At 50.2% G+C, this 26,257-nt stretch carries 23 protein-coding genes and 1 other annotated feature; of the genes, 15 read left to right on the top strand and 8 right to left on the bottom strand.

Annotation, left to right across the window (positions count from 1 at the left end; translation table 11 throughout):
- The first annotated feature begins 46 nt into the window (after positions 1–46).
- The 3 genes from EVJ22_RS02335 to EVJ22_RS02325 all read left to right on the top strand — a co-directional run bounded on the left by EVJ22_RS02335 (position 47) and on the right by EVJ22_RS02325 (position 2,881).
- Positions 47–931 carry a hypothetical protein gene (locus EVJ22_RS02335; RefSeq protein ID WP_131443042.1) on the top strand — a complete coding sequence of 295 codons (885 nt, stop codon included), beginning with the start codon at positions 47–49 and terminating at the stop codon, positions 929–931.
- Between the two features lie 86 nt (positions 932–1,017).
- Positions 1,018–2,325: a UDP-N-acetylmuramate--L-alanine ligase gene (murC, locus tag EVJ22_RS02330; protein WP_070329432.1), complete on the top strand. Its 1,308-nt coding sequence runs from the start codon at positions 1,018–1,020 to the stop codon at positions 2,323–2,325.
- A 103-nt stretch (positions 2,326–2,428) separates the two neighbouring features.
- The gene (locus tag EVJ22_RS02325; RefSeq protein WP_016508447.1) at positions 2,429–2,881 is read left to right on the top strand and encodes a Dps family protein; all 453 of its coding nucleotides are present in this window, start codon (positions 2,429–2,431) and stop codon (positions 2,879–2,881) included.
- A 38-nt stretch (positions 2,882–2,919) separates the two neighbouring features.
- Here the strand turns inward: EVJ22_RS02325 and EVJ22_RS02320 are convergent, their stop codons facing one another.
- Positions 2,920–4,032: an aminopeptidase gene (locus EVJ22_RS02320; RefSeq protein ID WP_131440068.1), complete on the bottom strand. Its 1,113-nt coding sequence runs from the start codon at positions 4,030–4,032 to the stop codon at positions 2,920–2,922.
- Positions 4,033–4,204: 172 nt separating this feature from the next.
- On the opposite strand from EVJ22_RS02320, the gene EVJ22_RS02315 reads away from it, so the two are divergent.
- From EVJ22_RS02315 to ccpA, 4 genes are all read left to right on the top strand, one after another.
- Positions 4,205–4,723, top strand: a complete 519-nt coding sequence (locus EVJ22_RS02315) for a DUF948 domain-containing protein (protein ID WP_070329435.1) — start codon at positions 4,205–4,207, stop codon at positions 4,721–4,723.
- Between the two features lie 21 nt (positions 4,724–4,744).
- Positions 4,745–5,443, top strand: coding sequence for a YtxH domain-containing protein (locus tag EVJ22_RS02310; RefSeq protein ID WP_131443040.1), 699 nt, complete (start codon positions 4,745–4,747; stop codon positions 5,441–5,443).
- 135 nt (positions 5,444–5,578) lie between these two features.
- Complete coding sequence (locus tag EVJ22_RS02305; RefSeq protein WP_131440064.1) at positions 5,579–6,670, top strand: bifunctional 3-deoxy-7-phosphoheptulonate synthase/chorismate mutase; 1,092 nt, start codon at positions 5,579–5,581, stop codon at positions 6,668–6,670.
- A 126-nt stretch (positions 6,671–6,796) separates the two neighbouring features.
- Positions 6,797–7,810, top strand: coding sequence for a catabolite control protein A (ccpA, locus tag EVJ22_RS02300; protein ID WP_070329438.1), 1,014 nt, complete (start codon positions 6,797–6,799; stop codon positions 7,808–7,810).
- A gap of 49 nt (positions 7,811–7,859) precedes the next feature.
- On the opposite strand, the gene EVJ22_RS02295 is transcribed toward ccpA, so the two are convergent.
- Genes EVJ22_RS02295 through EVJ22_RS02285 form a run of 3 tightly spaced genes read right to left on the bottom strand, consistent with a single transcriptional unit; the run spans position 7,860 to position 10,299 of the window.
- Positions 7,860–9,029, bottom strand: coding sequence for an acetoin utilization protein AcuC (locus EVJ22_RS02295; protein ID WP_131443039.1), 1,170 nt, complete (start codon positions 9,027–9,029; stop codon positions 7,860–7,862).
- Positions 9,026–9,658 carry an acetoin utilization AcuB family protein gene (locus EVJ22_RS02290; RefSeq protein WP_070329481.1) on the bottom strand — a complete coding sequence of 211 codons (633 nt, stop codon included), beginning with the start codon at positions 9,656–9,658 and terminating at the stop codon, positions 9,026–9,028. Before EVJ22_RS02290 ends, EVJ22_RS02295 begins: the two co-directional genes overlap by 4 nt.
- A gap of 11 nt (positions 9,659–9,669) precedes the next feature.
- Positions 9,670–10,299: a GNAT family N-acetyltransferase gene (locus EVJ22_RS02285; RefSeq protein WP_071397839.1), complete on the bottom strand. Its 630-nt coding sequence runs from the start codon at positions 10,297–10,299 to the stop codon at positions 9,670–9,672.
- Positions 10,300–10,449: 150 nt separating this feature from the next.
- On the opposite strand from EVJ22_RS02285, the gene acsA reads away from it, so the two are divergent.
- A complete protein-coding gene (gene acsA, locus EVJ22_RS02280; protein ID WP_199749301.1) occupies positions 10,450–12,162 on the top strand; it encodes an acetate--CoA ligase in 1,713 nt (570 codons plus the stop codon).
- 44 nt (positions 12,163–12,206) lie between these two features.
- On the opposite strand, the gene EVJ22_RS02275 is transcribed toward acsA, so the two are convergent.
- Positions 12,207–14,696, bottom strand: a complete 2,490-nt coding sequence (locus EVJ22_RS02275; protein WP_071397838.1) for a transglycosylase domain-containing protein — start codon at positions 14,694–14,696, stop codon at positions 12,207–12,209.
- A gap of 167 nt (positions 14,697–14,863) precedes the next feature.
- Positions 14,864–15,060 (top strand) — a binding site (T-box leader).
- A gap of 47 nt (positions 15,061–15,107) precedes the next feature.
- On the opposite strand from EVJ22_RS02275, the gene tyrS reads away from it, so the two are divergent.
- Both tyrS and EVJ22_RS02265 read left to right on the top strand, forming a co-directional pair.
- Entirely contained in the window at positions 15,108–16,355 is a 1,248-nt protein-coding gene (gene tyrS / locus EVJ22_RS02270) for a tyrosine--tRNA ligase (protein ID WP_071397837.1), read from the top strand.
- 107 nt (positions 16,356–16,462) lie between these two features.
- The gene (locus EVJ22_RS02265; RefSeq protein ID WP_070329485.1) at positions 16,463–17,086 is read left to right on the top strand and encodes a GTP pyrophosphokinase; all 624 of its coding nucleotides are present in this window, start codon (positions 16,463–16,465) and stop codon (positions 17,084–17,086) included.
- 35 nt (positions 17,087–17,121) lie between these two features.
- Here EVJ22_RS02265 and rpsD read toward each other — a convergent pair whose 3' ends face one another.
- Both rpsD and EVJ22_RS02255 read right to left on the bottom strand, forming a co-directional pair.
- On the bottom strand, positions 17,122–17,721 hold the full coding sequence (gene rpsD, locus EVJ22_RS02260) for a 30S ribosomal protein S4 (protein ID WP_016508465.1): 600 nt from the start codon (positions 17,719–17,721) through the stop codon (positions 17,122–17,124).
- Positions 17,722–17,943: 222 nt separating this feature from the next.
- Positions 17,944–18,426: a GAF domain-containing protein gene (locus tag EVJ22_RS02255; protein ID WP_071397836.1), complete on the bottom strand. Its 483-nt coding sequence runs from the start codon at positions 18,424–18,426 to the stop codon at positions 17,944–17,946.
- Positions 18,427–18,663: 237 nt separating this feature from the next.
- On the opposite strand from EVJ22_RS02255, the gene ezrA reads away from it, so the two are divergent.
- Both ezrA and EVJ22_RS02245 read left to right on the top strand, forming a co-directional pair.
- Complete coding sequence (ezrA, locus tag EVJ22_RS02250) at positions 18,664–20,394, top strand: septation ring formation regulator EzrA (protein WP_131443037.1); 1,731 nt, start codon at positions 18,664–18,666, stop codon at positions 20,392–20,394.
- Between the two features lie 75 nt (positions 20,395–20,469).
- Positions 20,470–22,041, top strand: coding sequence for an amidohydrolase (locus EVJ22_RS02245; RefSeq protein WP_070329488.1), 1,572 nt, complete (start codon positions 20,470–20,472; stop codon positions 22,039–22,041).
- Positions 22,042–22,084: 43 nt separating this feature from the next.
- Here the strand turns inward: EVJ22_RS02245 and EVJ22_RS02240 are convergent, their stop codons facing one another.
- Positions 22,085–22,894 carry an NAD kinase gene (locus EVJ22_RS02240; RefSeq protein WP_071397834.1) on the bottom strand — a complete coding sequence of 270 codons (810 nt, stop codon included), beginning with the start codon at positions 22,892–22,894 and terminating at the stop codon, positions 22,085–22,087.
- Between the two features lie 163 nt (positions 22,895–23,057).
- Here EVJ22_RS02240 and tpx point away from each other — a divergent pair, with 163 nt between their 5' ends.
- The 3 genes from tpx to EVJ22_RS02225 all read left to right on the top strand — a co-directional run bounded on the left by tpx (position 23,058) and on the right by EVJ22_RS02225 (position 25,872).
- Positions 23,058–23,546 carry a thiol peroxidase gene (tpx, locus tag EVJ22_RS02235; protein ID WP_071397833.1) on the top strand — a complete coding sequence of 163 codons (489 nt, stop codon included), beginning with the start codon at positions 23,058–23,060 and terminating at the stop codon, positions 23,544–23,546.
- 100 nt (positions 23,547–23,646) lie between these two features.
- Positions 23,647–24,534 (top strand): class I SAM-dependent methyltransferase, encoded by an 888-nt coding sequence (locus tag EVJ22_RS02230; RefSeq protein ID WP_071397832.1) that lies wholly within the window; start codon positions 23,647–23,649, stop codon positions 24,532–24,534.
- 126 nt (positions 24,535–24,660) lie between these two features.
- A complete protein-coding gene (locus tag EVJ22_RS02225) occupies positions 24,661–25,872 on the top strand; it encodes an acetate kinase (protein WP_070329492.1) in 1,212 nt (403 codons plus the stop codon).
- Positions 25,873–26,257 lie beyond the last annotated feature (385 nt).

Below are 26,257 nucleotides of genomic sequence, written 5' to 3'. Positions count from 1 at the left end.
GATTTTTTGCTAAATGAGGATTGAGTGAAAAAGCGAGGAATCGACTATGGATGCATATGAACGTTCATTAAAACAGCAAGCAGAGCGAATTCGGCGCGAACTATCCCAAGAAGGGAAGAAAAGTGCGCCTGCACCAAAACCTGAACCAACGGGCGAGTTCATTCCGTCTGACGTCCCATCTCCGATTTATGGATATGCGCGACCGAAACCAAAGATCAACTTACCGACCGAGCATTCGCCTGAGACGAGGGACGATCTGTCCATCAATCAAAGCGAGCCTGATATTGATCCAGAACCATCGACTGTAGTGCCTGTTACCGAGGAAATAGTCGTCGACGAACCTGTACAAGTTACAGAACCTTTCGTTCCAGACGAGGTTGTCGTGGAAGTGAACGAGTCGGTCGAACCTCCATTCGTGGCAGAGGAAACGGTCTCGGCAGAACGTCAGACTGTGGCCGAGCCTTCTGAGCCAGAAGAGACGATTATTTCCCCGGAAACGTCTGGCGTGAGCGATGATGAGTCCTTTGTACAGGAGGCCGATAACGTATCCGACTCGTCGAGTGATCTGAAACCGTTACTCGGAGACGTATCTATTTTAGAAGACGGCTTTGCCTCGGTGTTCATGGGTTCTACCCATTTGAAAACGTCAAAGATCGCCGTCCGTGAAGAAAAAGAAGAGGCAGCTTCAGCGGACGTTTCAATCGAAGTGACATCGGTCGAAGAAGTAGCTCCTGTCGTCGAGGATGTTGCAAAAACATTACAGACCGATACCGACGAGCCCTTTCACGCTCTTGACGAAGCCGAGTTGACACCTGCTGTCAACGTGTCGTACAAAGCGGATAGCCCTCCATTAAACGTCATGATGACTCCGCAAGACCGGATGGCGATGTACCGCAGCCGACGGCTTGCTCAAAAAAACAATAATCTGTAATAGCACGACTCAATGAGTTTTGCTATAATGACAAAGGTTTGTCGCTTTTTCTGCAAACCGCAATGAATTAGGGGGGCTATTTACAGATGAACCGTTATCACTTCGTCGGAATTAAAGGAACGGGCATGAGTCCTTTAGCTCAAATTTTAAATGATATGAACAATGAAGTCCGAGGTTCGGACGTTGACAAAACATTTTTTACAGAAGAAGCATTGAAACGGAAAGGTATCGAAATTCTTCCGTTTGATCCTGAAAATATTACTGAAGGTCAAATCGTCGTTCAAGGAAATGCGTTCACTGACGATCATCCTGAAATCTTACGTGCGCGTGAGCTCGGTTTGACGATTTATAAATATTACGAGTTCCTCGGTGAACTAGCGGATCATTATACAAGTGTCGCCATCACAGGATCGCATGGAAAGACGTCTACTACGGGTCTGCTCGCTCATGTCATGCGTGGGATTGAACCGACATCGTTCTTGATCGGAGACGGTACGGGCGAAGGCGTGGAAGACTCGAAAAACTTCGTGTTTGAGGCGTGCGAGTATAAACGTCACTTCCTATACTACCGCCCAGACTATGCGATTATGACGAATGTCGATTTTGACCATTCAGATTATTTCTCAGGGCTTGACGATGTCATTGATGCGTTCCAAGAAATGGCGAAACAAGTAGAAAAAGGTATTATCGCTTGTGGTGACGATGAGAATCTTCAACAGATTCAAGCGAACGTCCCGATCGTCTATTACGGGTTTGGTGCCCATAACGATTTCCGTGCCGAAAACGTGAACTCGACGGATAACGGGACGACGTTTGACGTCTATTTGCGTGACGATTTCTATGGGACGTTCCGCATTCCGGGATATGGTAACCACAGCGTCTTGAACGCCCTTGCCGTCATCGCGACGTGCGACTACGAGAACTTATCGAAAGATCTTGTGAAAGAGCGCCTCGAGACGTTCAACGGCGTTAAACGCCGTTTCAGTGAATCGACGCTCGATGGGCAAGTCCTGATCGATGATTATGCACATCACCCGCGCGAAATCAGTGCCACCGTCGAAGCGGCACGTAAAAAGTACGCCGGACGGGAAGTCGTCGCGATTTTCCAACCGCATACGTACACGCGTCTCAAGTCGTTTATGGATGACTTCGCGTCATCACTCGCCGAAGCGGACGCCGTTTATTTGTGCGACATCTTTGGCTCGGCCCGAGAACAAGAAGGGACGGTCACGATCGAAGACCTTCAATCGCGGATCGACGGTGCCAACGTTCTGAAACGTCCTGATGTCGGCGTTCTCCGTCAACATCGTGATGCGGTCTTGTTGTTTATGGGAGCAGGAGATATTCAGACGTATCAACGCGAGTATGAGAACTTCGTCAAACTCGAAGCGTAAGTTGTGAGCGGATGGCCCGGGCCATTCGCTTTTTTTTGTGTTTAAACTCGAATAAAGAAGGAAATAGTATTATCGACTGAACACAAAAAAGGAGATGTTAAGGATGGCAAGCCAAGGCTCATTGAATACGTTGAACAAAGAGGTGGCCAACTACGGCCTATTATTCGTCAAACTTCATAACTACCACTGGTATATTAGCGGACCTCACTTCTTCACATACCATGAAAAATTAGAGGAGCTTTACAACTTGGTCGCTGAGCTGTATGACGATGTCGCCGAGCGTTTACTCATGAATGACGGGGAACCGTATGCGACGATGAAAGAGTACTTAGAGCACTCGACACTACAAGAAGGTGATCGTCACGCCGATACAGAACAGATGATCAAAGACGTGATCAATGATTTCAAACAAATCCGTCAAGAGATGCAAGATGCGATGGAAAACTTTGAAGACGGGGACGAAGCGATCGAAGATACGTTCGTTTCCCACATCGAGCGTCTCGAAAAAGAAATTTGGATGATGTCTGCTGCTCTCGGCAGAAAGACGAAACTATAATGAAAAGGTGCGCCAATTGTAGGCGCACCTTTTTTCGTTCATTTTAAGTTTTCTGGATTCAACGGTTGTAACGTGTCGACGACGAAACGGCCGTCTTTCCGGATCAAGACGTCGTCAAACCAAATCTCACCGCCGCCATAGTCAGGACGTTGGATATTGACGAGGTCCCAATGGATGGAAGAGTTGTTGCCGTTATAGGCATCGTCATACGCTTGTCCCGGGGTAAAATGGAAACTGCCATCGATTTTCTCATCGAATAAAATATCTTTCATCGGGTGTTGGATGTAAGGGTTCACGCCGATCGCAAATTCGCCGACGTAACGAGCTCCTTCGTCCGTATCGAACACTTCATTGATGCGTGCGGTATCGTTCGCTGTCGCTTCGACGATTTTTCCGTCTTTGAACGTTAATTTCACGTTCTCGAACGTAAAACCGTGGTACGGCGATGGCGTGTTGTACGTGATGACGCCGTTGATCGAATCTTTGACCGGCGCGGTGAACACTTCTCCGTCGGGGATGTTCATTTGACCCGAGCACTTGATGGCTGGGATGTCTTTGATCGAGAACGTGAGCTCCGTGCCCGGTCCTTTGATCGTGACACGGTCGGTTTGGTCCATGAGCGTGACGAGTGCGTCCATAGCCCGGTCCATCTTGCCGTAATCGAGTGTGCAGACGTTGAAATAGAAGTCTTCGAACGCCTCCGTCGATTTTCCGGCGAGTTGGGCCATTGACGGTGATGGGTAACGTAAGACGACCCATTTCGTCCCTTTGACGCGATCTTCCGTATGCATTTTACCGATTGTGGCGCCGACAAGCTTTTGTTGCTCGGCGGGAACGTCCGACAGCTCGTTAATGTTATCACCCGCACGGAGACCGATATAGGCGTCCATCGCTTGCATTTGCTTGCGTTCGATGTCGGCCATCAACTCGAGTTGTTCCTTGCTTGCTTGCGTGTATAACTTCCGCAAGATACGGCTTTCTTTCAACAAGACGAACGGCTGCCCCCCGGCTTCGTACGCTTTTTCGACAAGTGCCTCGACGAGTGACTCCTCGACGCCGAAATTCTCGATGAGAACGCGTTCGCCTGGCTTTAATTCGGTTGAATAATTGATCAGTCCGTCTGCCAATTGCGTGATTCTTGGATCTCTCATACAAACACCCCTTAAACTTTTTTTAATTTATTTCTATTTTAGTGTAATCGAAAACATAAAAACGGGTAAAGGAATAATCAGACCGGATGGCGAAAACGGTAGTGACAAATCTTTTCAGTCATAATGGTGCTATAATGAAATCACCAGATAATTGAACAGGAGGAATGGACGAATGGAAATCACCTTAGGAGGCATTGCAGGGCTCATCGCAGCACTTGCATTTGTCGTACTCGTATTTTTCTTGGCTCGCGTCTTGTCGAACGTCAATCGCACACTCGGCAGCGTCGCGAATACGACAGAAAATTTAGAACGTCAGTTGGACGGCATCACAATGGAAGTGACGGCGCTCTTACATAAGACGAACCGTCTCGTAGATAACGTGGAAGAGAAGACAGAGTTGCTCGCACCGGTGGCGCATGCCCTCGATGAGCTCGGCACATCGCTAAATGAAGTGACCGAGTCGGTACGAACAGTTTCTTCATCTGTTCACGTGGCAGCAGACGAAAATAAAGACCAAATCGCCCAAGCCGTACGTTGGGGCTCGGTCGCGGTAGAATTATTCAAGAAAAACAAAACAGAAACTTCTTCAGAAGAGCGCCCGTCACGCCGTCGTGGCCGCCGGGAGCGTAAGCAAGACACGCCGTCGGTCTCACCAGGATTAATCGCGACAGACGATACAATCAAATCATAACAAGCCCAAGGAGGATATATTATGACATACGTTAAAAAAGACCAAACAAATCAAGATCAGCAATCAAGCGGCGGATTCCTAGCCGGCGTCGTCCTCGGCGGTATCATCGGTGCAGCCGTTGCCTTGCTCACCTCGCCAAAAAGTGGACGCGAAGTACGTACTTATCTTGATGAGAAAACATCGACTTCACGTGAACGCTTGACCGTCAAATCAAAAGAAGTACGTGAAAAAGCTGAGCCGGTCGTCGGGGAATGGATCAAAGTAGCGAGCGACAAGGCTGCTCCGGTCCTCAATCTTGTCAAAGATAAGGCACGCGAGGCTGCTGAACTGAAACAGCAAGTTGACGAAGATGAACTCTCAATCGAAGAAGCGATGGAAAAAGCGGATCAGCTCGTCGCGGAAGCGGAAGCCGAAGTGAAAGAACAGCTCGATCAAGCAGCAGAAGAGACGTCAAGCGAAGCAACAGAACAAGCTGACACGGACGCTAAGCCAGAATCGGCCCAATCAAAAGGCCAATCAATCTCGAAATCGAACAATTCGAATGCGAACAAGTCAAATGCGAACAAGTCAAATGCGAACAAGCAAGAGCCGAAAAATAGTCGCGACGAGTCGACGAACTATGAGTCGGATTTCGAAGCACCGGTCAAAGACTTGCTTGACGATGAATCAAAACAAGAGTTGAAAGAATTGAAGAACGACTTGAAGAACGGCAATAAATAACGCGTCAAGTGTCCGGACGATCCGGACACTTTTTTTGTGGATTTTGTGTCACAGCCCATTTCTCTATGACAAAGCGAATAAAGTTCGCTATAATTAAGTTTCTGGAAAGAACGGCTTAGGAATGAGAGGGAAATTATGAGTCCACAAGATCAATTGAATCGATTACGTCGTGAAATGGATGAGTTGAACCGTGAGATGCTCGACTTGATTAGTCGTCGTGGAACGCTCGCGGTCGAAATTGGAAAAGTGAAACGTCTTCAAGGTGTGGAGCGGTATGACCCGGTTCGAGAACGAGAAATGTTAGATTTCATCGCCGCATCGAATCCCGGTCCTTTCGAGACGTCACGCCTTCAGCATTTGTTCAAAGAAATGTTTAAAGCGTCTGCCGAGTTGCAAGGAGAAGATCGAGATAAAACGTTGCTCGTGTCGCGCAAGCGTCAAGCCGAAGATACGATCGTCACACTGCAAGATGTAGTCATCGGCAACGGCCGGCCGCAATTGATTGCCGGTCCATGTGCGGTCGAATCGTTCGAGCAAGTGAATGCAGTGGCTGAGAAGTTAGCGTTGTCTGGCGTGAAAATCATGCGCGGCGGCGCCTATAAGCCGCGGACTTCACCGTACGACTTCCAAGGTCTCGGATTTGAAGGCCTCAAACTGTTGAAACAAGCGGCCGATCGCCACGACTTGCGTGTCATCTCAGAGATCATGACACCGGGTGCGGTCGAGTCAGCGCTGCCTTACGTCGATATCATTCAAGTTGGGGCGCGCAACATGCAAAACTTCGATTTGTTGAAAGAAGTCGGCAAGACGTCAAAACCGGTTCTGTTGAAGCGGGGTCTTGCGGCGACGATCGAAGAATTCATTTATGCTGCGGAATACATTATGGCGAGCGGCAATAGCCAAGTCATTTTGTGTGAACGTGGCATCCGGACGTATGAACGGGCGACACGCAACACGCTCGACATCACGGCCGTGCCGATTTTAAAACAAGAGACACATTTACCGGTCATGGTCGATGTCACCCATTCAACGGGACGACGCGATTTGTTGCTTCCGGCAGCGAAAGCAGCGCTCGCGGTCGGGGCTGACGGCGTCATGGTCGAAGTGCATCCGAATCCGGCAATCGCCTTGTCTGATGCCCAGCAGCAGCTTGATTTCGATCAATTCGATCAGTTCATCGATGGGCTCACAGCTCAGTTCCCTCAACTTGATTTGGTGAAAAAATAAGCTTTCCAATTGGAAACGTTTTATATAGCGTGAAGACAGGGTAAAATGATGACAGATACCTGTCTTCCTTTTTTGATACGTTTTTTGAAAATCGTTTGAAAATCATTGCTTGTAGGAGGAGTTTTAATGAACAGTAACAATATCACAATCTATGACGTCGCACGCGAAGCCGGGGTGTCGATGGCGACCGTCTCACGTGTCGTCAACGGAAACCCGAACGTGAAACCGACAACCCGTAAAAAAGTACAGGAAGCAATCGATCGACTCGGCTATCGTCCGAACGCCGTCGCACGTGGTCTCGCAAGTAAAAAGACGACGACAGTCGGCGTCATCGTGCCAGACATCTCAAACATCTTCTTTGCTGATTTAGCACGTGGAATCGAGGACGTGGCGACGATGTATAAATACAACATCATCCTCGGCAACTCGGACTCGAACCGCGACAAGGAAATTCATTTGTTGAACACGTTGCTCGGTAAACAAGTCGATGGGATCATCTTCATGGGCGGCCGTCTTCACGAAGACCTCGTCGATGAGTTCAAAAAATCACCGGTCCCGATCGTTCTTGCAGCGACGTTGAACCAAGGGTACGACCTCCCAGCGGTCAATATCGACTATGAACAGGCTGCCTATGACGCAACCAAAATGTTGATTGGCCACGGCCATAAACAAGTCGGCTTCATCACAGGTCCGCTCGAGCAACAAATCAATGGCGAGAAGAAGTTCTCTGGCTACCGCCGTGCTCTTGAGGATGCAGGACTTCCGTTCCGTGAGAACGATGTCATCCTTGGGAACTATACGTATGCGTCTGGCCTCGAAGCGATGCAAAAGATGCTCGGACGCGATGACTGCCCGAAAGCAATCTTCGCCGGTACGGACGAAATGGCACTCGGCGTCATCCATGCGATTCAAGACGCTGGGTATTCTGTGCCGAACGACTTTGAAGTCGTCGGTCACGATAACACGCGTCTCGCTACGATGATTCGTCCGAAGTTGACGACGGTCGTTCAACCGATGTATGACATCGGAGCTGTCGCTATGCGATTATTGACGAAAATCTTGAATGCTGAAGAAATCGAAGAGAAGAACGTCGTCTTGCCGCACCGGATCGAGCGTCGTGACTCGTTACGAAAAGACTGAATCAAAAAAACCGATGTGAGTTGGCAATTGCCAATTCACATCGGTTTTTTCATAAGTAAAGTGACTTGCGGTCGTTTGAGATGAACGGCCAAAATGCGCGTTTCGTCACTTCCCAGTTTTTCTCTTCGATTTGTTGCCGTCGCGGAATATGGTCGAACGTATACGAATTGTCATCCCATCTCGTCGGCAACGGCTGGTCTGATTTGTTTCGCCACCGTTCAATCCAGGCGGATGGAATGTCGCCTGCGTACGGAGCTTCGCGTGTCAATCCGGCCCACACTTGCGACCAGGCGCGCGGGACAGCTCGAAACCAGTCGTACCCGCCGCCGCCTAGGGCGACAAGTCGTCCTTCCGTATACTCGTCGGCGAGGCGAGAGGCGATTTGAGGGATTTGTTCGAACGTATGAATTGTCGAGGCGAGATGCGTCAACGGGTCGAACGCGTGCGCATCAGCCCCGTTCTGCGTCAAGATGATATCTGGTTTGAACCACTCACACGCTTCCCGGAACACGGTCTCGTAACAGCGTAGGAACGATTCGTCTTGTGTGAAAGCATCAATCGGGACGTTCCAACTATAGCCGTAGCCGTTCCCGTTGCCGCGCTCTGTGACCGCCCCTGTGCCTGGGAAGAGGTAGCGGCCGGTCTCGTGGATCGATAGCGTCATCACATCAGCGTCATCATAGAACAGCCATTGGACACCGTCTCCGTGATGAGCGTCTGTATCGACGTAGAGGACCCGCGTCCCGTATTGCTTGCGGACGTGAGCGATGGCGACGGCCGCGTCGTTATAGACGCAAAAGCCGGACGCTTTTCGTCTCATCCCGTGATGGAGCCCGCCACCGATGTGAAAAGCGCGTTCGACTTGTCCGCTCGCGACGAGTTCAAGCGCATGCATCGTTCCGCCGACGAGCCGGGCAGCTCCTTCGTGAATAGCTGGGAAGATGGGCGTATCTTCCGTCCCGAGTCCGAATTTATTTGCTTTCAGCCCTGACAGTTTACCCGCGGCAGCTGCTTGGACGGCCTCGATGTAGTCGACGTCATGGACAAGCGCGAGCGACTCGACTGAAGCGATCGGTGAGGCGATCCACTCAGAGGCTGACAGTTTTCCGGAATCGACCAGAAGAGATGTCGTCAGCTCCAAACGGATCGGATTGAACGGATGATCCGCGTGGAAGCGGTACGAGTTCTCATTCTCCCCGAATATGTAGGCGGGTCTCATTGGAACATCTCCGGACCCAGTACGTCAAAACCTTCTCGCTTTAATCGATCGATGATGCGTAGCGGGTTCATCGTTTGAACACGGAATGAGATGATTCGCTTATATGGATCGGGTGTCGGATGGACGAAGACGTTGATAATATTCACGTTCGTTTTTGCTAAGAGCCGCGTCACTTTTTCAAGTGCCCCGGTCGTATTCTCGACAAGGATCTCGATTTGCGAGCTCGGTTCGAGTGCGCCCGTCAATTGGACGAAATAACGAAGTAAATCGGTTTCGGTCAACACACCGACAAGTTTTCCTTGTTCGACGATCGGCAGGCACGTCAAACGATATTCATAGAACAGGGCGGCCGCGTCTTCAAAAAAATCGTACGGGTGGGCTGTCGTCACGTCCTGACGCATAATGCTCGAGACCGGGTTTTTGAAGTCGGCGCGCTCACTTTCTGGATGAAATACACTTGTGGCGCCGCTCATCTCGAACTGACCGACAATCCCGACGACTTGCCGGGCCGGATTGGTGACGATCAAGTGGCGTACTTTATGGTCGCGCATGAGTTTTGCCGCATGCGCAATCGTATTGGTCGGTTGAATCGTCACGACGTGGCGATTCATCATTTGCTCAATCAGCATCGTAACCCTCCTCAGTCATACATGAACCGGCGTCGAAGCCGGAGTGAATCGAAGTGATCAATCGATTCTTGCCGCACGTTTTTTCCGATGCGGGCCATCAGACAGTTGGCCGGGTGGGACGCGATTTCCGGGTCGTCCGTCGGATAGAAGACAAGACCGCCGTGGTTCATCATTTTCTCCATCACTTTGCGGTAGTCCCAAATCGACAGACCGCTTCCTTTTAGATCCCAGTGCCAATAGTACTCCGTCGTCAAGATTAAGAAATCATCCATATGTGGATCCAACATCGACACTTCGAGTAGCTGTTTACCGATCCGTTGTCCCCGAAAGCGTGGACTCACCTCAATAGCGCCGAGCTCGAGAATATATGGATCATTGCCCTCACTCCAACGTTCATACGGGTCTGGATATAAATACGTGACGTAACCGATGACGAGGTCGTCAACGCGCGCCACGATGATCCGTCCTTCTTTCAACCCGGCAATTTCAACGAGCGCCTTATGTTGGTCTTCTGGCTCTCGAAACGCGGTCAAGCCTTCATCGAGCCGATACGTTGCGAGCACGTCGCTCTCGATTGGTCCATCGATGATTACGGCTCCGAGTGAGGTTTCCCACACTTTTGAATGATATTGTTTTTCCATGGAGTCACCACCTTCTTCACGTTCTATTATAGCGCTTTCATTGCACAACGTTCACACTGTTTTGGAGTTTTTGGAAATTCATTGATTTGTCATAATATTAACACTATACTGAAAGTGGATACACCATTCATTATAGGGGGAGGCGAATCTTTGACGATGGAAAAATTGAAAGCGTTATCAGGGGAGCATCAATTAACGTCGTATGAAGAGGCTTGTCAGTCGTTCGAGTGGACACAAGCAGAGGCATTATTGTCTTGGAACTTGACTGGAAATGTCAACATGGCGTATGAGGCGATTGATCGTCACGCTGAAGGGGAGCTGGCGGACAAACTGGCACTGCTCTATTTCGATGGGGATCGGGAAGAGCGGTATACTTACGCGCAGATGAAACAGGAAAGCAATCGCGCTGGAAATGTTCTGAAATCGGTTGGGGTGGAGAAGGGCGATCGAGTCTTTGTCTTCATGCCGCGGAGTCCAGAACTTTATTTTATTTTACTTGGTACGCTCAAGCTCGGTGCGATTGTCGGGCCGCTATTTGAGGCGTTCATGGAACAGGCGGTACACGACCGTTTGCTCGACGCGGAAGCGAAAGTCATCGTGACGACAGAGGCGCTGTTGCCGCGTATACCCGTCGATCAATTGCCACATCTTGAGACGATTTTGCTTGTTGGCGACGGCGTCGACGAATCAGGAAAAATCATCGATTACCGGAAACTAGCGAACGATGCATCGACCGATCTCGATATTACGTGGGTCGACAGGGAAGACGGCATGATCTTGCATTATACGTCGGGCTCGACCGGGAAACCGAAAGGCGTCTTGCACGTCCATAACGCCATGATCCAGCACTTGATGACCGGGAAGTGGGTGCTCGATTTGCAACCGAACGATATTTACTGGTGCACCGCCGACCCAGGCTGGGTGACGGGTACGAGTTACGGGATTTTTGCGCCCTTCTTGAACGGGGCGACGAACGTGATTGTCGGTGGACGGTTCAACCCTGAGTTTTGGTACTCGGTCATCGAGCGGTTCGGTGTCACTGTCTGGTATAGCGCGCCGACAGCGTTTCGGATGTTGATGGGCGCGGGGGAAGAAGCGTTCGAGAAATACGACTTGTCGTCACTGCGCCACATTCTATCGGTCGGTGAACCGCTCAACCCGGAAGTCATTCGCTGGGGCAACGAATCGTTTGGGCTACGCATTCACGACACGTGGTGGATGACGGAGACAGGAGCGATGATGATCTGTAACTATCCGGCGATGGACATTAAACCGGGATCGATGGGGAAAGCGATTCCTGGCTGTGAGGCGGCGATCTTAGACGACCGTGGCCAACCGCTGCCGCCGCATCGGATGGGCAACTTGGCATTGAAGACGCCTTGGCCGTCGATGATGCGTAAAATTTGGAAAAATGATGCGAAGTACGAGAGCTACTTCTGGGGTGACTGGTACGTTTCTGGTGATTCGGCCTATATGGACGAGGACGGCTATTTCTGGTTCCAAGGCAGAGTGGACGACGTCATCATGACAGCAGGAGAGCGGGTCGGACCGTTCGAAGTCGAGAGCCGCCTCGTCGAGCATCCGGCTGTCGCCGAAGCCGGAGTCATCGGGAAACCGGATCCGGTCCGCGGTGAGATCATCAAGGCGTTCATCGCGCTCCGAAAAGGCTATGAGCCATCGGACGAATTGAAGGCGGAAATTCAAAAATTCGTCAAAGAAGGTTTGGCAGCCCATGCGGCACCGCGTGAGATCGAGTTCAAAGACAAGCTTCCGAAAACGCGGAGCGGGAAGATCATGCGTCGCGTCCTCAAAGCGTGGGAGTTGAATCTCGAGGCCGGTGACCTCTCGACGATGGAAGATTAAGCATAAGAAAAGGTCGACACGCGATGTGTCGACCTTTCTTTGCGTTATGATGCGTCCGCCTCGTTCTCGGCGTCTTCTTTTGCTTTTGCTTCGTCTTCTGCTTTTTTCTTAGCCTCGGCTTCAGCTTCAGCTTCGGCTTTCTGTTCGGCTTCAGCTTCGGCTTTCTGTGCGGCCTCTGCTTGTTTCTTCGCTTCAGCTTTTGCATCAGCGTCGCGTTGTGCCTCGGCATCTTGCTGTGCCTGTTCAGCCTTTTCTTTGGCTTCTTCGGCTTGCTGTTTTGCTTCTTCGGCTTGCTGTTTTGCTTCTTCAGCTTGCTTCTTCGCTTCCTCTTCTTTCTTCTTCTCTTCGAGTTTCTTCTTCTCAGAGAACGTTCCAGAGTCTTTGAAGTCGCTAGGTTTGACGCTAGCTGGTTGGCTGAATCGTGCGTTTGTGTTGAAAATTTCAGGCTTATCAGCATACACGAGGTTAGCAGTCTGTGACCAGATCCGTTGCGTACGTTGGTAATACTGACCTACTTCACCACTGTTGACCAATTCACCAAACTGAGAGTCGAATCCAGACCAAACAGCAAGCGTGACGTTTGGCGTTGAACCGACCAAGTACGAATCGCGTCGATTATTGGTTGTACCGGTTTTACCCATCCAGTCGCCAGGGACGTTCAAGAGCGAGTTAGCGTATGTCGCTGTACCCGACGAGTAAACGTCACGTAGCATATCAATAACAAGGTACGAAGTACGATCTGTATAGATACGCGTCTTCTTCGCTTGTTTCTCAAAAATGACTTCACCATTGTACTCGATGCGTTCGATGAAGTACGGTTCAACATGTTCACCGTAGTTAGCTAGCATCGCGTAAGCCGATGCCAAGTCGACCGGAGTAACTTCACCAGTTCCTAGCGCCATTGCCGAAGCTGTACGGTTTGCTTCAGACACCGGAATACCCATATCAACGAGTTTTTGCGTATCGGCTGGTTTTTGGTTGCGCTCTTCATAAATTTTAACAGCTGGTACGTTCAGGGAGCGTTTCAACGCTTCACGCGCTGTCACTGCACCGTTATGTGTTCTACTTTCGTTCATTACTTCTTTTTTCGGCTGTCCTGGACCGGTGAATTTATAGAAGTATTGTTCATCCAGAATGGTTGTCTCAGGTGTAATCATTCCAGCTTCAATAGCATTTGCATAAACAAGAACTGGTTTCGCTGTCGATCCGATTTGACGCTCCATACGCAAGGCGCGGTTCACCTCGTCAGTTTTACCGTTAATGTATCGGCCTCCGACAAATCCAAGAACTCGTCCAGTTTTGTTTTCGAGCATGACAGCTGCCGTCTGTTCTGGCAAATTGCGGTCTTCTTCTGCGATATATTGATTAGGGGCGAAGTTATTTGCATTTTTAGCCGGTTGTTGCATCGCTTCGTGAATTTCTTTATCAAGCGTCAAATGAATTTTGAAACCACCTTGACGTAACATGTTGTGCGCTCGTTTAGCATATGTCGTTCGAATCGTATCTTGTTCTTCGGTCTTTAAATCTGATAATACGATGCCATCTTGTTCGAGCAAGTAATTTGTGACGAGTTCACGTGCTTGAAGCTCGGCTTCATCCACAACATACGGATAACGGTCCCGCGGCTTCGACTGTGTCTTCATGAAGTCTTGCGTGATGTCGTAATTATATGCGGCATCATATTCTTCTTTAGAAATCTTGCCTGCGACGTACATCCGATTCAATACCGTCTTCATCCGGTTGATCGCCGGTGATACGTCTTCTTTAATGACCCCGCCTTGATAGTAAGGTGTATAAAGGAACGGGTTTTTCGGGATGCCGGACAAGAATGCGGCTTGCGGCAATGTCAGCTTCTCGGCCGACGTGTTGAAGACGCCGCGAGAGGCGGCCTCGATGCCTGAGATGTTGCGTCCCATCGAGTTACGTCCGAACGAGACGACGTTCAAGTAGGCGTTTAAAATCTCATCTTTGTCCATCGCTTTCTCTAAACGGAGGGCAAGCAGGATTTCTTTTGCCTTCCGTTCGAATGAGACCTCGTTCGTCAGCATTTGGTTTTTAATGAGCTGTTGGGTTAGTGTCGAACCACCTGTCCGCTCTTCCGAACCGGTCGCTTCTTGCAGGATGGCCCGAAGCGTCGCTTTCGGGACTACACCGTCGTGTTCGTAAAACTCGACGTCTTCGGTGGCGAGTAAGGCATCGACGACGAAAGGTGAAACTTTATCGACCGTGATCGGTACCCGAACTTCATCGGTCGTATAGTTCCCAATCCGTTCACCGCTTCCGAAGTAAATCTCGGACGTCGATGAGTACGTATTGATTTGTGACGTCATCGTTTTATAGGCTGGAGTCGGCATATCTTTAACGAGTGATGCGAAATATCCGGCCCCGATCCCGGCACCTAAGAAACCGATGAGGACGACAGAGATGATGGTGAGGAGCAAAACGTTCCACGACACATCATAAAATACATTGGCATAACGGCGGGCTTTCAACGACTTTGGTGTGTTCCATATGTCTCGAATCTTCTGCAGCATGACAGCCTCCTTAATATGGTGTAAAACTATTTTAGACAGTATTATATACGATTATAGCACAAGTCCTTGCCCACCTTATCGTGAATGAGCAGACTAATGCAAGTTTCAATCTTCCAGTTGACAACGAGGAAACGTAACTTATAAAATGAATAGCATAGTCAATAATAATAGACGCGATGAAAAAAACGAAGTAGTCGGTTGACCGCTTGTCCAGAAAGCTAGTGGGTGCTGTGAACTAGCCAATGTCAACGATGAATTACACTTTTGGAGCGTGCCATTCGGCCGGGTTGGGACCGTTATCTCTCGTTTTAAGTGGCCACGGCTGTGGCAATTAGGGTGGTACCGCGGAATCTCCGTCCCTTCTCATTTGAGAAGGGGCGTTTTTTTATGTCAATTGAAGGAGTGGAAAACATGGAACTATTAAAAGATTTAGAATTTCGAGGGCTCGTCAACCAAATGACGGATGAGGCAGGATTGAAAGAGCAACTGAGCAAACCGACGACACTATACACCGGGTTCGACCCGACGGCGGACTCGCTCCATATCGGACACTTGCTACCGATCTTGACGTTGAAGCGTTTCCAAGAGGCGGGACACCATGTCATCGCGCTTGTCGGTGGCGCGACCGGGATGATTGGCGACCCGTCAGGACGTTCGGACGAACGATCGCTCAACACGCTCGATACGGTCAAAGAATTTTCGGACCGGATCAAAGATCAGTTGAGCCGCTTCCTCCCGCTCGAAGGGGAGAACCCGATCACGATCCGCAACAACTATGAATGGACAGAAGAGCTGTCGATCATCGATTTCTTACGTGACATCGGCAAACACTTCCCGATCAGCTACATGCTCGCGAAAGACTCGGTCGATTCGCGCATGGAAACCGGGATTTCATACACGGAGTTCTCATACATGTTGCTCCAATCGTTTGATTTCTTGAAGTTGTACGAGACAGAGAATTGCCGTCTCCAAGTCGGAGGCAGCGATCAGTGGGGCAACATTACGGCCGGGCTTGAATTGATCCGTCGCTTCGGCCATTCGGAGAAGGCGTTCGGTCTGACTGTGCCGCTCGTCACGAAGTCGGACGGACAGAAGTTTGGGAAGACGGCCGGTGGTGCGGTATGGCTCGACGCTGACAAGACGACGCCGTACGAGTTTTACCAGTTTTGGATCAACGTCGACGATGCCGATGTCATCAAGTTCATCAAGTACTTCACGTTCATGACGCATGAAGAGATCGACGCGCTCGAAGCGGAAATGACGGCAGCACCTGAAAAACGTGCGGCACAGCGCCGTCTTGCCGAGGAGATGACGAAGCTCGTCCACGGTGAGGCGGGTCTTGACCAAGCGGAACGCATCACGAAAGCGTTCTTCAGCGGCGATTTGAAGACACTCAAGCCCGAGGATATGGATGCCGCGTTCAAAGGGATGCCGCAGTTCGAACTCGACGGCGAACGCAATCTCGTCGATCTTCTCGTCGAGGCGAAAATCGCTCCATCGAAACGCCAAGCGCGCGAAGACGTTCAAAACGGGGCGATTTACTTGAACGGCGAACGCGAGCAAGCGCTCGACAAGCTCGTCACGCGTGAAGACACGCTCGGGGACTTCACAATCATCCGCCGAGGCAAAAAGAAATACTTCGTGATCCGTCACGTCTAACCGATCCGTCCATGTCCGCAAATTTTTCGGACATGGACTTTTTTTGTTGTGTCAAATCAGGTGTGGTCTGATACCATTTCAAATATAGAGAACGAGGAGGACGTCTAATGGATATCGAAGAGTTTTTTGGCGAACAGTTTCATCAGTGGCGGGAACGGTTCCGCTATTACGAGATGGCGATCACGGAGCTTGAGAGCGACCTTGGCATCATCGACCTCGATTGGCAGACCCGACTCGGCTATTCGCCGATCGAGCACGTGAAGACGCGGATGAAGACGTTGCCGTCGATCATTCGGAAGATGAATCAAAAACAGCTCCCACTCGAAGTGGAAGCGTTATGGGACAATATTTATGACGTCGCCGGCGTGCGGATCGTCACGAGTTTCCGCGATGACATCTACGCGATTCTCGATCACTTGAAAAAGCGGGACGACTTACAGATCGACGTCATTAAAGACTATATCGAACATCCAAAGCCGAGCGGTTACCGCAGTCTCCATCTGATTGTGCGGACGAAAGTGTACTTGGCGGAACGTGTCATCTGGGTGCCGGCCGAGATTCAAATTCGGACGCTCGCGATGGACTTTTGGGCGGCGACCGAACATAAGCTTCAATATAAATATCAGCATCAAATCCCCGAGACGTCACGGCAAGAGCTTATCGAGGCGGCCCGAATGGCGGACGCGCTCGATACGCAGATGGGCCGGATTCGCGAACAGATCTTGATATAAAAAAATCCCCTTCTCGAGAGAAGGGGATAAAAGCATTAACGTGAGTAGTACTCAACGATGAGTTGCTCTTTGATTTGGTCGTTCAATTCAGCGCGCTCAGGGATACGTACGTACGTACCTTCGAGTTTCTCAGCGTCGAACGTGATGAATTCTTTTGTAGCTGGTGCTACTTCAAGAGCTTCAGCAATCGCTTTGAAAGTTTTCGATTTTTCGCGAACCGAGATGACTTGACCTGGTTTTACACGGTAAGACGCGATGTCTACACGTGAACCGTCAACTTGGATGTGACCGTGGTTGACGAGTTGGCGTGCTCCACGACGTGTGCGAGCGAGGCCCATACGGTAAACGAGGTTATCAAGGCGTGACTCGAGCAAGAACATGAAGTTCTCACCGTGGATACCTTGCATTTTCCCAGCATCGTTGAAGATGCGACGGAATTGCTTCTCGTTGATTCCGTACATGTGACGGAGTGCTTGCTTCGCTTGAAGCTGAAGACCGTATTCAGAGATTTTACGACGACCATTGCCGTGTTGGCCTGGTGCGTAAGGACGTTTTGCTAATTCTTTACCCGTTTCGCTAAGCGAGATGCCTAAGCGACGCGAGAGTTTCCAAGCTGGACCTGTGTAACGAGCCATGATTGGACTCCTCCTTGTTGTTCATGTATTTTGCACAAAAGAACAACGGTGTCAAAGACGGGTGACGCCCCTTTCTAGGTTCAAGCACCTTCACTTGATAGCGAAGCTACAAGATGCTCCTCCGACTCAGTCGAGGCCCGAAAGGTGGATACGTCTGTCTAGGACTGCTATCGTCATTTCATGCACAAAAATCAGTATACGATGGATCGAGCAGCTTGTCAATCAGATGAAGCGAAGTAATGTCTGGCAAAATTGCTCCAAGCCTTGGCGATCGACTTCTGAGAAGCGATCGAACTCGGGGCTGTCGATATCGAGGACGCCGATCGTTTTGCCGTCACGGATGAGCGGGACGACGATTTCGGAGTTCGAGGCCGCGTCGCAGGCGATATGGCCCGGGAATTGGTGGACGTCGGCGATCAACTGCGTCTCTTGTGTCGAAGCAGCCGTACCGCAGACGCCTTTGCCGAAGGCGATATGGACGCAAGCAGGAAGACCTTGGAACGGTCCGAGGATGAGGCTGTCGTCACCGTCAAGCAAATAGAAGCCGACCCAGTTGATACGGTCAAGGAACTGGTTGAGCAGAGCGCTCGCGTTCGAAAGGTTAGCGACTTGGTTCGTCTCTCCTTCGAGCAGGGCAGCGAGTTGTTTGTTAAGTAAGTCATAGCCGGCGGCCAGGTCGCCAGAGTAAGTAGTAGTTTGGAACATTTGTTTCCCTCCTATATCAAGATGTATTTCAGATTAGCATCATGGTACACGCATTTTTTTATTTTGTCTCCCAAAAAGATTTTCGCGGAAAATAACATTCTCTCCCTAAACCGTTGGAAAACCTATGCAAAACATTGTTTCTATAATATGATTATTAATATCTATACTTATAAAATACTTCATTTTCTTCTTAAAGATACATAAGTCCACGAAAGCGGCTTGGAGGTTGTTACAGAGATGGATTACGGAATATACGGAATTTTAATTGGAATTATTGTCATCGCTCTAGGAGCAATGTTAGGTAGTATGCTAGCTAGACGAAGTTTTTATCAGAAAATTGATGATTTGGATATGCGAAAACAAGGCATCCTGAGTGCGAGTGTCCCGGCCGAGCTTCAAAAGTTCAAACAGTGGCCGATGGAAGGCGAAACGAAAGAAAAATTCGAACGCTGGCACCAGTCGTGGGATGAACTCGTCAGCGTCCACACGGGTCAAATCGATGAGGCGCTATATCGTTCAGAGGAAGACCTCGACAAATATCGTTTCCTTAAAGTCAAATCAGACTTGGCTGCGACCGAACAGTTGATCGAAGAACTCGAATCGATGGTTCACGCGATGCTCGATGAGATGGCAGAGTTTAACGACTATCATGCCTCCCTGCTAGATATCGTCAAAAAAGACGAGAAAGAACTGTATCAGTTCCGCAAGACGCTCATTTCTCAAAATAGCGCTTTTGGCCCGACGTACGATCTCGTCGAAACCGAAATCGCTGTTGCGGAAGCGAAACGGACCGAGATGATGACCCTCAAGCAAGAAGGGCAAGTCTCAGAGGCGTTCATGGCCGGCCAAGTCCTGTCTGAAAAGGTGACGAAGATCCGTGAACTCGTTCAAGTGATTCCCCAGTTTGTCCGGACGGTTCAATTTGACTTAAAGCACCAACTGAATCAACTGCGTGCGGGTCATAAAGAAATGCAGATGGATGGCTACGCCCTCGAGACGCTCGGGTTAGTCGAAGAGATCGAGCAGGCAGAAGACCGCCGTCTCGCGCTCATGACTCGGATCGAACAGCTTGATTTTGAACACTTTGAAACGGACATGCAGCAACTCAGTTCGGATATCGATCAATTGTTCGAGGCGTTCAGCTCCGAGGTCGATGCAAGGCAGTACGTAAAAAAAGAGTTTGCTGGGGTCAAAGAACGCGAACGGCAGACGAACGAATTGATGACGCGCCTTCACCAAGAGATGTCGCGGCTTGTCAGCAACTATGAGATCAATGCCCGGGTCGGTGAGGAGTTCGAACAATTGGACCGGGAACGTGCGGTGCTCGCTGCGAACGTCCTCGATATCGAACAAGCACTCGTCGCTCAGGTGATTCCGTTCAGTCTGATCAAATCAAAAGTGCAAGATGCGAAACGGTCACTCGACCAGTTCGGTGCGATGCATGAACGGTTTATCGAAAATACGAACTCGCTTCGTAAAGAAGAGCTCGAAGTTCGGAATAAACTCGAGTCATGGAAGAAGGAATTGTCCGCTCACCGTCGCCTCTTGGCGAAGAGCGCGATGCCGGTCGTTCCGACTGATTTGACGAGTGACATGCGACAACTTCAAAAAGGGGTGCAGTCGCTAGATGAACAGTTCGAGAAGGCACCGTTCAACATGACGTATATCGTTGGCCTCAGTCACGATGTCGAGGAAACGATGGATAACTTCCGTGACCGCGTCAAAGCACTGCTCCGGCAAGTGACGTATGCGGAACAGTTGCTCCAGTATGCGAATCGGTACCGTCGTCGTGATAACGAGGTGCATGTCGCCTTGACGCTCGCTGAGAACAAGTTTTTACACGGCGAGTACGGTACTGCCGTCGAAATCGGTGAACGTGTGCTCGGGCGCTTCGACGAAGGGGCGGCTCGTGAGATCCGTCAACGTGTTGAAAAAGGTTTGGAACAACAAGATATGCTTCGAAAATAATCTATGCATGAAGATTGACGTAAACGGGAATTAACGTAGACGTCAATCTTTTTTGAATCGAGGAGGAATTTTGTGATGGGAACACTTTGGGTAAACGGAAAGATCTATACGCTGAACAAAGAACATGAAATGGCACGGGCGATGTATGTCGAGCACGGACGCGTGTTGAAACTCGGGGAGGAAGGTCATCTTCGCCGTACATACGCGGGCCGGATCAAACAGATTGTGAACCTCGAAGGGAAGAGTGTGTATCCGGCGTTCACGGACTCGCACATCCACTTGATCGGATATGGCGAGGCGCTCGACCGCATCGACGCGACCGAGACGACGGATTTAAACGCCTTGCTCGAAGCGATGAAAGCGAAGTCGGGAGGGGACGACTGGATCGTCGCTGAAGGCTTTAACGATCGTCTGCTTGGACAGATGCCGACACGTGAGATGATCGATGCCGTCATTCCGGATCGCCCGGTCGTCTTGAAGCGCGTCTGTCGCCACGTCGCCGTCGTCAACTCGAAAGGTCTCGAGCGCTTAGGCCTCATTCATCACACCGTCATCGAAGGCGGGAAGCTCGGACGTGATGACGACGGGAAATTGAACGGCGTGTTGTACGATGCGGCGCTCGATCTGCTCCATAAAGAGCTCGGCGGAAATCGTGAGAAGAACGTCGCCTCGATCCGTCGGGCCGTCGACTCGTTGTTCGCCCACGGGATCGTCGGAGCCCACACGGAAGACTTGTTCTACCACGGAGACCCGCTCGAGACGATTCAAGCATATGAAGATGTGCTTCAAGAACTTCCGTTCCATGCCCATCTGCTCGTCCATGAACAAGTAGTTGATCAATTGCTGCAAAAAGATGCGCTTGCGAAGCGCCTGCGCTTCGACTTCGGGGCGATGAAGATTTTCGTCGACGGTTCGTTCGGCGGTCGGACGGCGCTCTTGTCCGAGCCGTATGCTGATGAAGTCGGGCAGCGCGGGATCGAAGTCCACCGCCCGGACCACCTCGAGGCGCTCGTCAAAAAAGCGCGCTCATACGGGATGAACGTTGCGGCTCATGTCATTGGAGATGCGGCGGCTGAGCAGTTCATCACGCTGCTCGAGAAGTATCCGGCGAAACGAGGGACGCGCGACCGCATCATCCACGCTTCGCTATTGAACGATTCGCTGTTGAAGCGGATCAGTGCGTTGCCGGTACTCATCGACGCGCAACCGGTCTTTTTGTCGGATGATATGGACTTGTTGTTCGATCGCCTAGGCAACGAACGGGTCGACGACGCGTATCGGTTCAAATCGATGCTCGATACAGGTGCGCTCGTACTCGGGGGTAGTGATGCCCCGATCTCTTCTGTCGACGTCAGGAAGGGGCTCTATGCCGCTGTGACACGACAATCGTTTGAAGCGTCGGGTGCACTGAATCCAACGGAACGTCTGTCGATGTACGAAGCGCTACGGAGTTTCACCTACTCACCACGTGTCGCGACTGGGACGCATGGCCGTGACGGCTTGTTGATTCAAAGCTATAATGCGACGTTCACCGTATGGGAAGAGGATTTCTTCGACTTGAACGGACAAGATATTTTGAGCAACCGACTTGTCATGACCGTCGTCGAAGGTTCGCCCGTCTACGAGGCGGACGTCATCAAAGCATGAGAAAAGGCTAGTCGTCCGCGATGGACGACTAGCCTTTGTCAGTTCAGAAGAAAGAGCGTTGCACTTTGTGCCAGAACGAGTTGGTTTTCAACTTGACCGTTTTGACGACCTTGTCCGACAATTCGATGTCGATCCGGTCTGTATACTTCAAACTAAGCGCTTCGTTATCCATACCGATAATCGGATAATCGTTTCCGTCTTCAACGATGCGGAGCGACAGCTTACGTGAATCGTGGACGATGAACGCTGAGCCGAGCGTGCGGTAACGGTTGTTGTTCACTGAAGCGATTTCACTCACTTGCATGCACGGGATGAGCGGGTCGACGACCGCGCCATTCAACGATTTATTGTAGGCGGTCGATCCGGTCGGTGTCGACACGACCATTCCATCCCCGCGGAACGTCTCGAAGTGGAGGTCGTCGATGTAGACTTCGATCGCGAGCGATTTGATGATACTCGATTTGATCGATGCCTCGTTCAGGCAGAGGAGTGGCGACGATTCATTGATCGAAGCGGATAAGAGCGGATACTTCCGCACTTCGAGACCGGCTTCGATCCGGGCAGAGTTATCCGAGAATAAACGGTCGACTTCGTCAAGTTTATGTATATCGAAGTCACAGTAAAATTCGTTGAGGCCGCGGCCGAAACCGACATAGATAGCGTCTTGACGGAACCCGGTGTAACGGACGGCCTGTAAAAACGCGCCATCTCCCCCGATGGCGACGATGATGTTGGCATCTTCCGGGCGGTCCATGATGTTGAAACCGTGTTTCTCCCCGATCTCTCTTAATTTTTTTACCTCTTTCGTGAACTCGTTGACGTTACGATGGTGCAGATACACGTTGTTTCTCATCTAAATCATCCCCTTTGTCAATTGTGTCCTTTTCATTATAACTTGTTTTAGGCGTCCGATATAGGGAAAATGACAATCAGGCCGTCTGAAGCAGGATGCTTGTCTTCGTGACGGCACCATCGATATGATGAAGAAGTAAAATTCAGAACAAGGGGATGATTTGATGCCAACATTTAAAGGGAATACAGTCACATTGCAAGGGAATCCAGTGAAAGTGGGAGATGCTGCACCCGATTTCACCGCCCTCACGACTGCACTCGAAGAAGTGTCGCTCGCGTCTTACCCAGGGAAAAAATTGATTAGTGTCGTCCCGTCGATCGATACAGGACTATGCGACACGCAAACTCGTGCGTTCAATGAAAACGCGGCATCGCTCGGTGGAACGGTATTGACCGTCTCGAACGATTTACCGTTCGCCCAGCGACGCTGGTGTGCGGCGTCAGGTCTCGATAACGTCATCATGTTGTCAGATCACCGCGACCAGTCGTTCGCGCATTCGTACGGCGTGCTCATGGAAGAGCTTCGTTTGCTAGCCCGGTCAGTCTTCGTGATCGACTCGGAAGGAACTATCCAATACGTTCAGTATATGGATGAGATGACAGACGAAGTCGATTTTGACGCGGCGCTTGAAGCGTTCGACGCGGCAAACTGATTCACTTGGCGAAACGTGGACGAATAGCTTACACTATATTGTAGTTAACCAACCGGCTCTCGAAACGAGAGCCGGTTTTGTATGGAGGAGATGAACGACTATGGAACGATTTGAACAGTTGTACCGAGATTGGAAGAAAGAAACGAAAAAATTGGTGGCCGACCTCGATTTATTGCCGCTCGAAGCTTTGATCGAAGTGTTTGAGCGAGTCGACGTTGAATCGGAGAAACCGGATGACGTGCGCAAGGCAGTGAGTCTGCTTGTGCTTGAAGAGACGACAACGCTTCCGCCGAACCATCAACCGACACCGGACGCGGTCAGCTTATTTATCGGATATTTAGCGACGAAGCTCGTCAAAGACGGAGCGAACGTGCTTGAACTCGGAAGCGGCACCGGGACTCTCGTCCACGCCATTTTATCGCAAGTGAAAGACGCGACCGCACAAGCCGTCGAAGTCGATGAATTGATGCTTCGTTTGTCATATGCGATCAGCAATTTGCTCAAAAAGCCGGTTTCTTACTTCCATCAAGACGCACTTGCACCGCTGTTCGTCGAGCCGAGTGACCTCACACTCGTCGATTTGCCGATCGGCTATTATCCGAACGACGAAGTGGCGAGCGGTTATGAGTTGAAGCGAGAAGAAGGTCATTCCTACTCTCACTTCCTGATGATTGAGCAGGCGATGCGGCATACGTTGCCGGGAGGCCATGGTGTCTTCGTCATCCCGAACAATTTGTTTGAACAGGATGATGAAGGGAAATTAAAACAGTGGATGGACCGAGAAGCGGTCGTGAAAGGAGTCCTCCAACTGCCGACGACAATGTTCAAAGATGAACGGTATGCGAAGAGTATCCTCATCTTACAGAAGCAAGGAGAGGGCGTCACGCGCCCGAAACAAGCGCTCCTCGTCGAGTTGCCGTCGTTCACTGATGTGCGAGCTGTTGCCAATATTGTGAAACAGATTGATGAATGGTTTAAAACAACATAATATTTCTTGGGCAAAAGACTTGAAAAACATATGCCATATCAAGTATCTTCATTATGATACAGTTATCGGTTTTAAAGAGAACAGATAAAGAAACGTGTTTAAATCGAAAGGTAAGAGGTGTATGACATGACAAAAATTATGGCAGTCAACGCAGGTAGTTCGTCACTGAAGTTCCAACTTCTCGAGATGCCATCTGAGAATATGCTCGCGCTTGGTCTCGTTGAGCGCGTTGGAAAAGACGATGCGATCTTTACTATTAAATACGGCGAAGGGCAAAAGTTCAACGTCGTCACACCGCTCCACACGCATAAAGAAGCGGTCGAGCTTGCGCTCGAAAAATTGATTGACCTTGGAATCATGGCGTCGTTCGACGAAATTTCGGGCGTCGGGCATCGTGTTCTTCACGGGAAAGAACTTTACGCGGATTCGGTCGTGATCGATGAGGAAGTGATGAAGAACATCGAATCGTTCGTCGAACTCGGACCGCTTCACATCCCACCTAACTTGACTGGGATTCGTGCGTTCCAAACGATTTTGCCGAACGTGCCGCAAGTCGCCGTGTTTGATACGGCTTTCCACCAATCGATGCCGGAAGAAAACTTCCTGTACAGCCTCCCGTACGAGTACTACACGGAACACGGTGTACGGAAATATGGTTTCCACGGGACGAGCCACAAATATGTCACGCAACGTGCTTCTGAGCTACTCGGTCGTCCGCTCGAAGATTTGCGCTTGATCTCATGCCATCTCGGCAGTGGGGCGTCAATCGCGGCGGTTGCCGGCGGTCGTTCAATCGATACGACGATGGGCTTCACGCCACTTGAAGGAATCACGATGGGAACGCGCTCAGGATCACTCGATCCGGCCCTCATCCCGTTCCTTATGCAAAAAACGGGCAAGTCGGCTGAAGACGTATTGAACGTCATGAACAAAGAATCAGGCGTTTACGGTCTCTCGGGTATTTCAAGTGACTTACGTGACATCGAACAAGCTGCAGCAGAAGGTAACCACCGGGCTGAAGTGTCACTTAAAATCTTCTCGAACCGGATTCACGGTTACATCGGTCAGTACGCTGCTGAGATGAACGGCGTCGATGCCATCATCTTCACGGCGGGTGTCGGTGAAAACTCTGACGTCATTCGTGAGCGTATCCTGCGTGGTCTTGAATTCATGGGCGTCTACTGGGATCCATCACTCAACAACGGAGCACGCGGCAAAGAGTTGTTCATCAACTATCCGCATTCGCCGGTCAAAGTCATCATCATTCCGACGAATGAAGAACTGGTCATCGCCCGCGATACAGTTCGGATCGCAAACCTTTTAGAAACACACGCTTAATCCACACAATTTAACTTCTCTAGTCGCGCTGTTCATTCGAACAGTGCGACTTTTTTTAGTTCTTTTGTCATAGTTCATTCGGGCAAATTGTGTCTAAAGAATTATTCGAAAGACGCTGACTGTAATAAAAAGAGTCGGAAAACGATACGTTTGTAACGTTTCAGTCATATTAAAACCAATAATTGGGATTTAATATGACGTAAAAGGTGGTATGTCTGTAAAGTTGTCATCTCCCGTTAAAATAGTCCGCTTTTGTAACACTCCTGTAATTTTAGTGTCATTCAAATGAATTTTAGTTGTAAACGCACGTCCGGTTGTTTCGTCATATAGTTATCTGGACGAAACATAACTCGTCTTGACGCATCGTGTTTATGTTTGAACGTAA

It is taken from the genome of Exiguobacterium sp. SH0S7, from assembly GCF_004337195.1.
GTDB lineage: Bacteria > Bacillota > Bacilli > Exiguobacteriales > Exiguobacteriaceae > Exiguobacterium > Exiguobacterium aurantiacum_A.
Note: the sequence above shows the minus strand (reverse complement) of the source record. Positions and strands in the feature narration are given on the sequence as shown.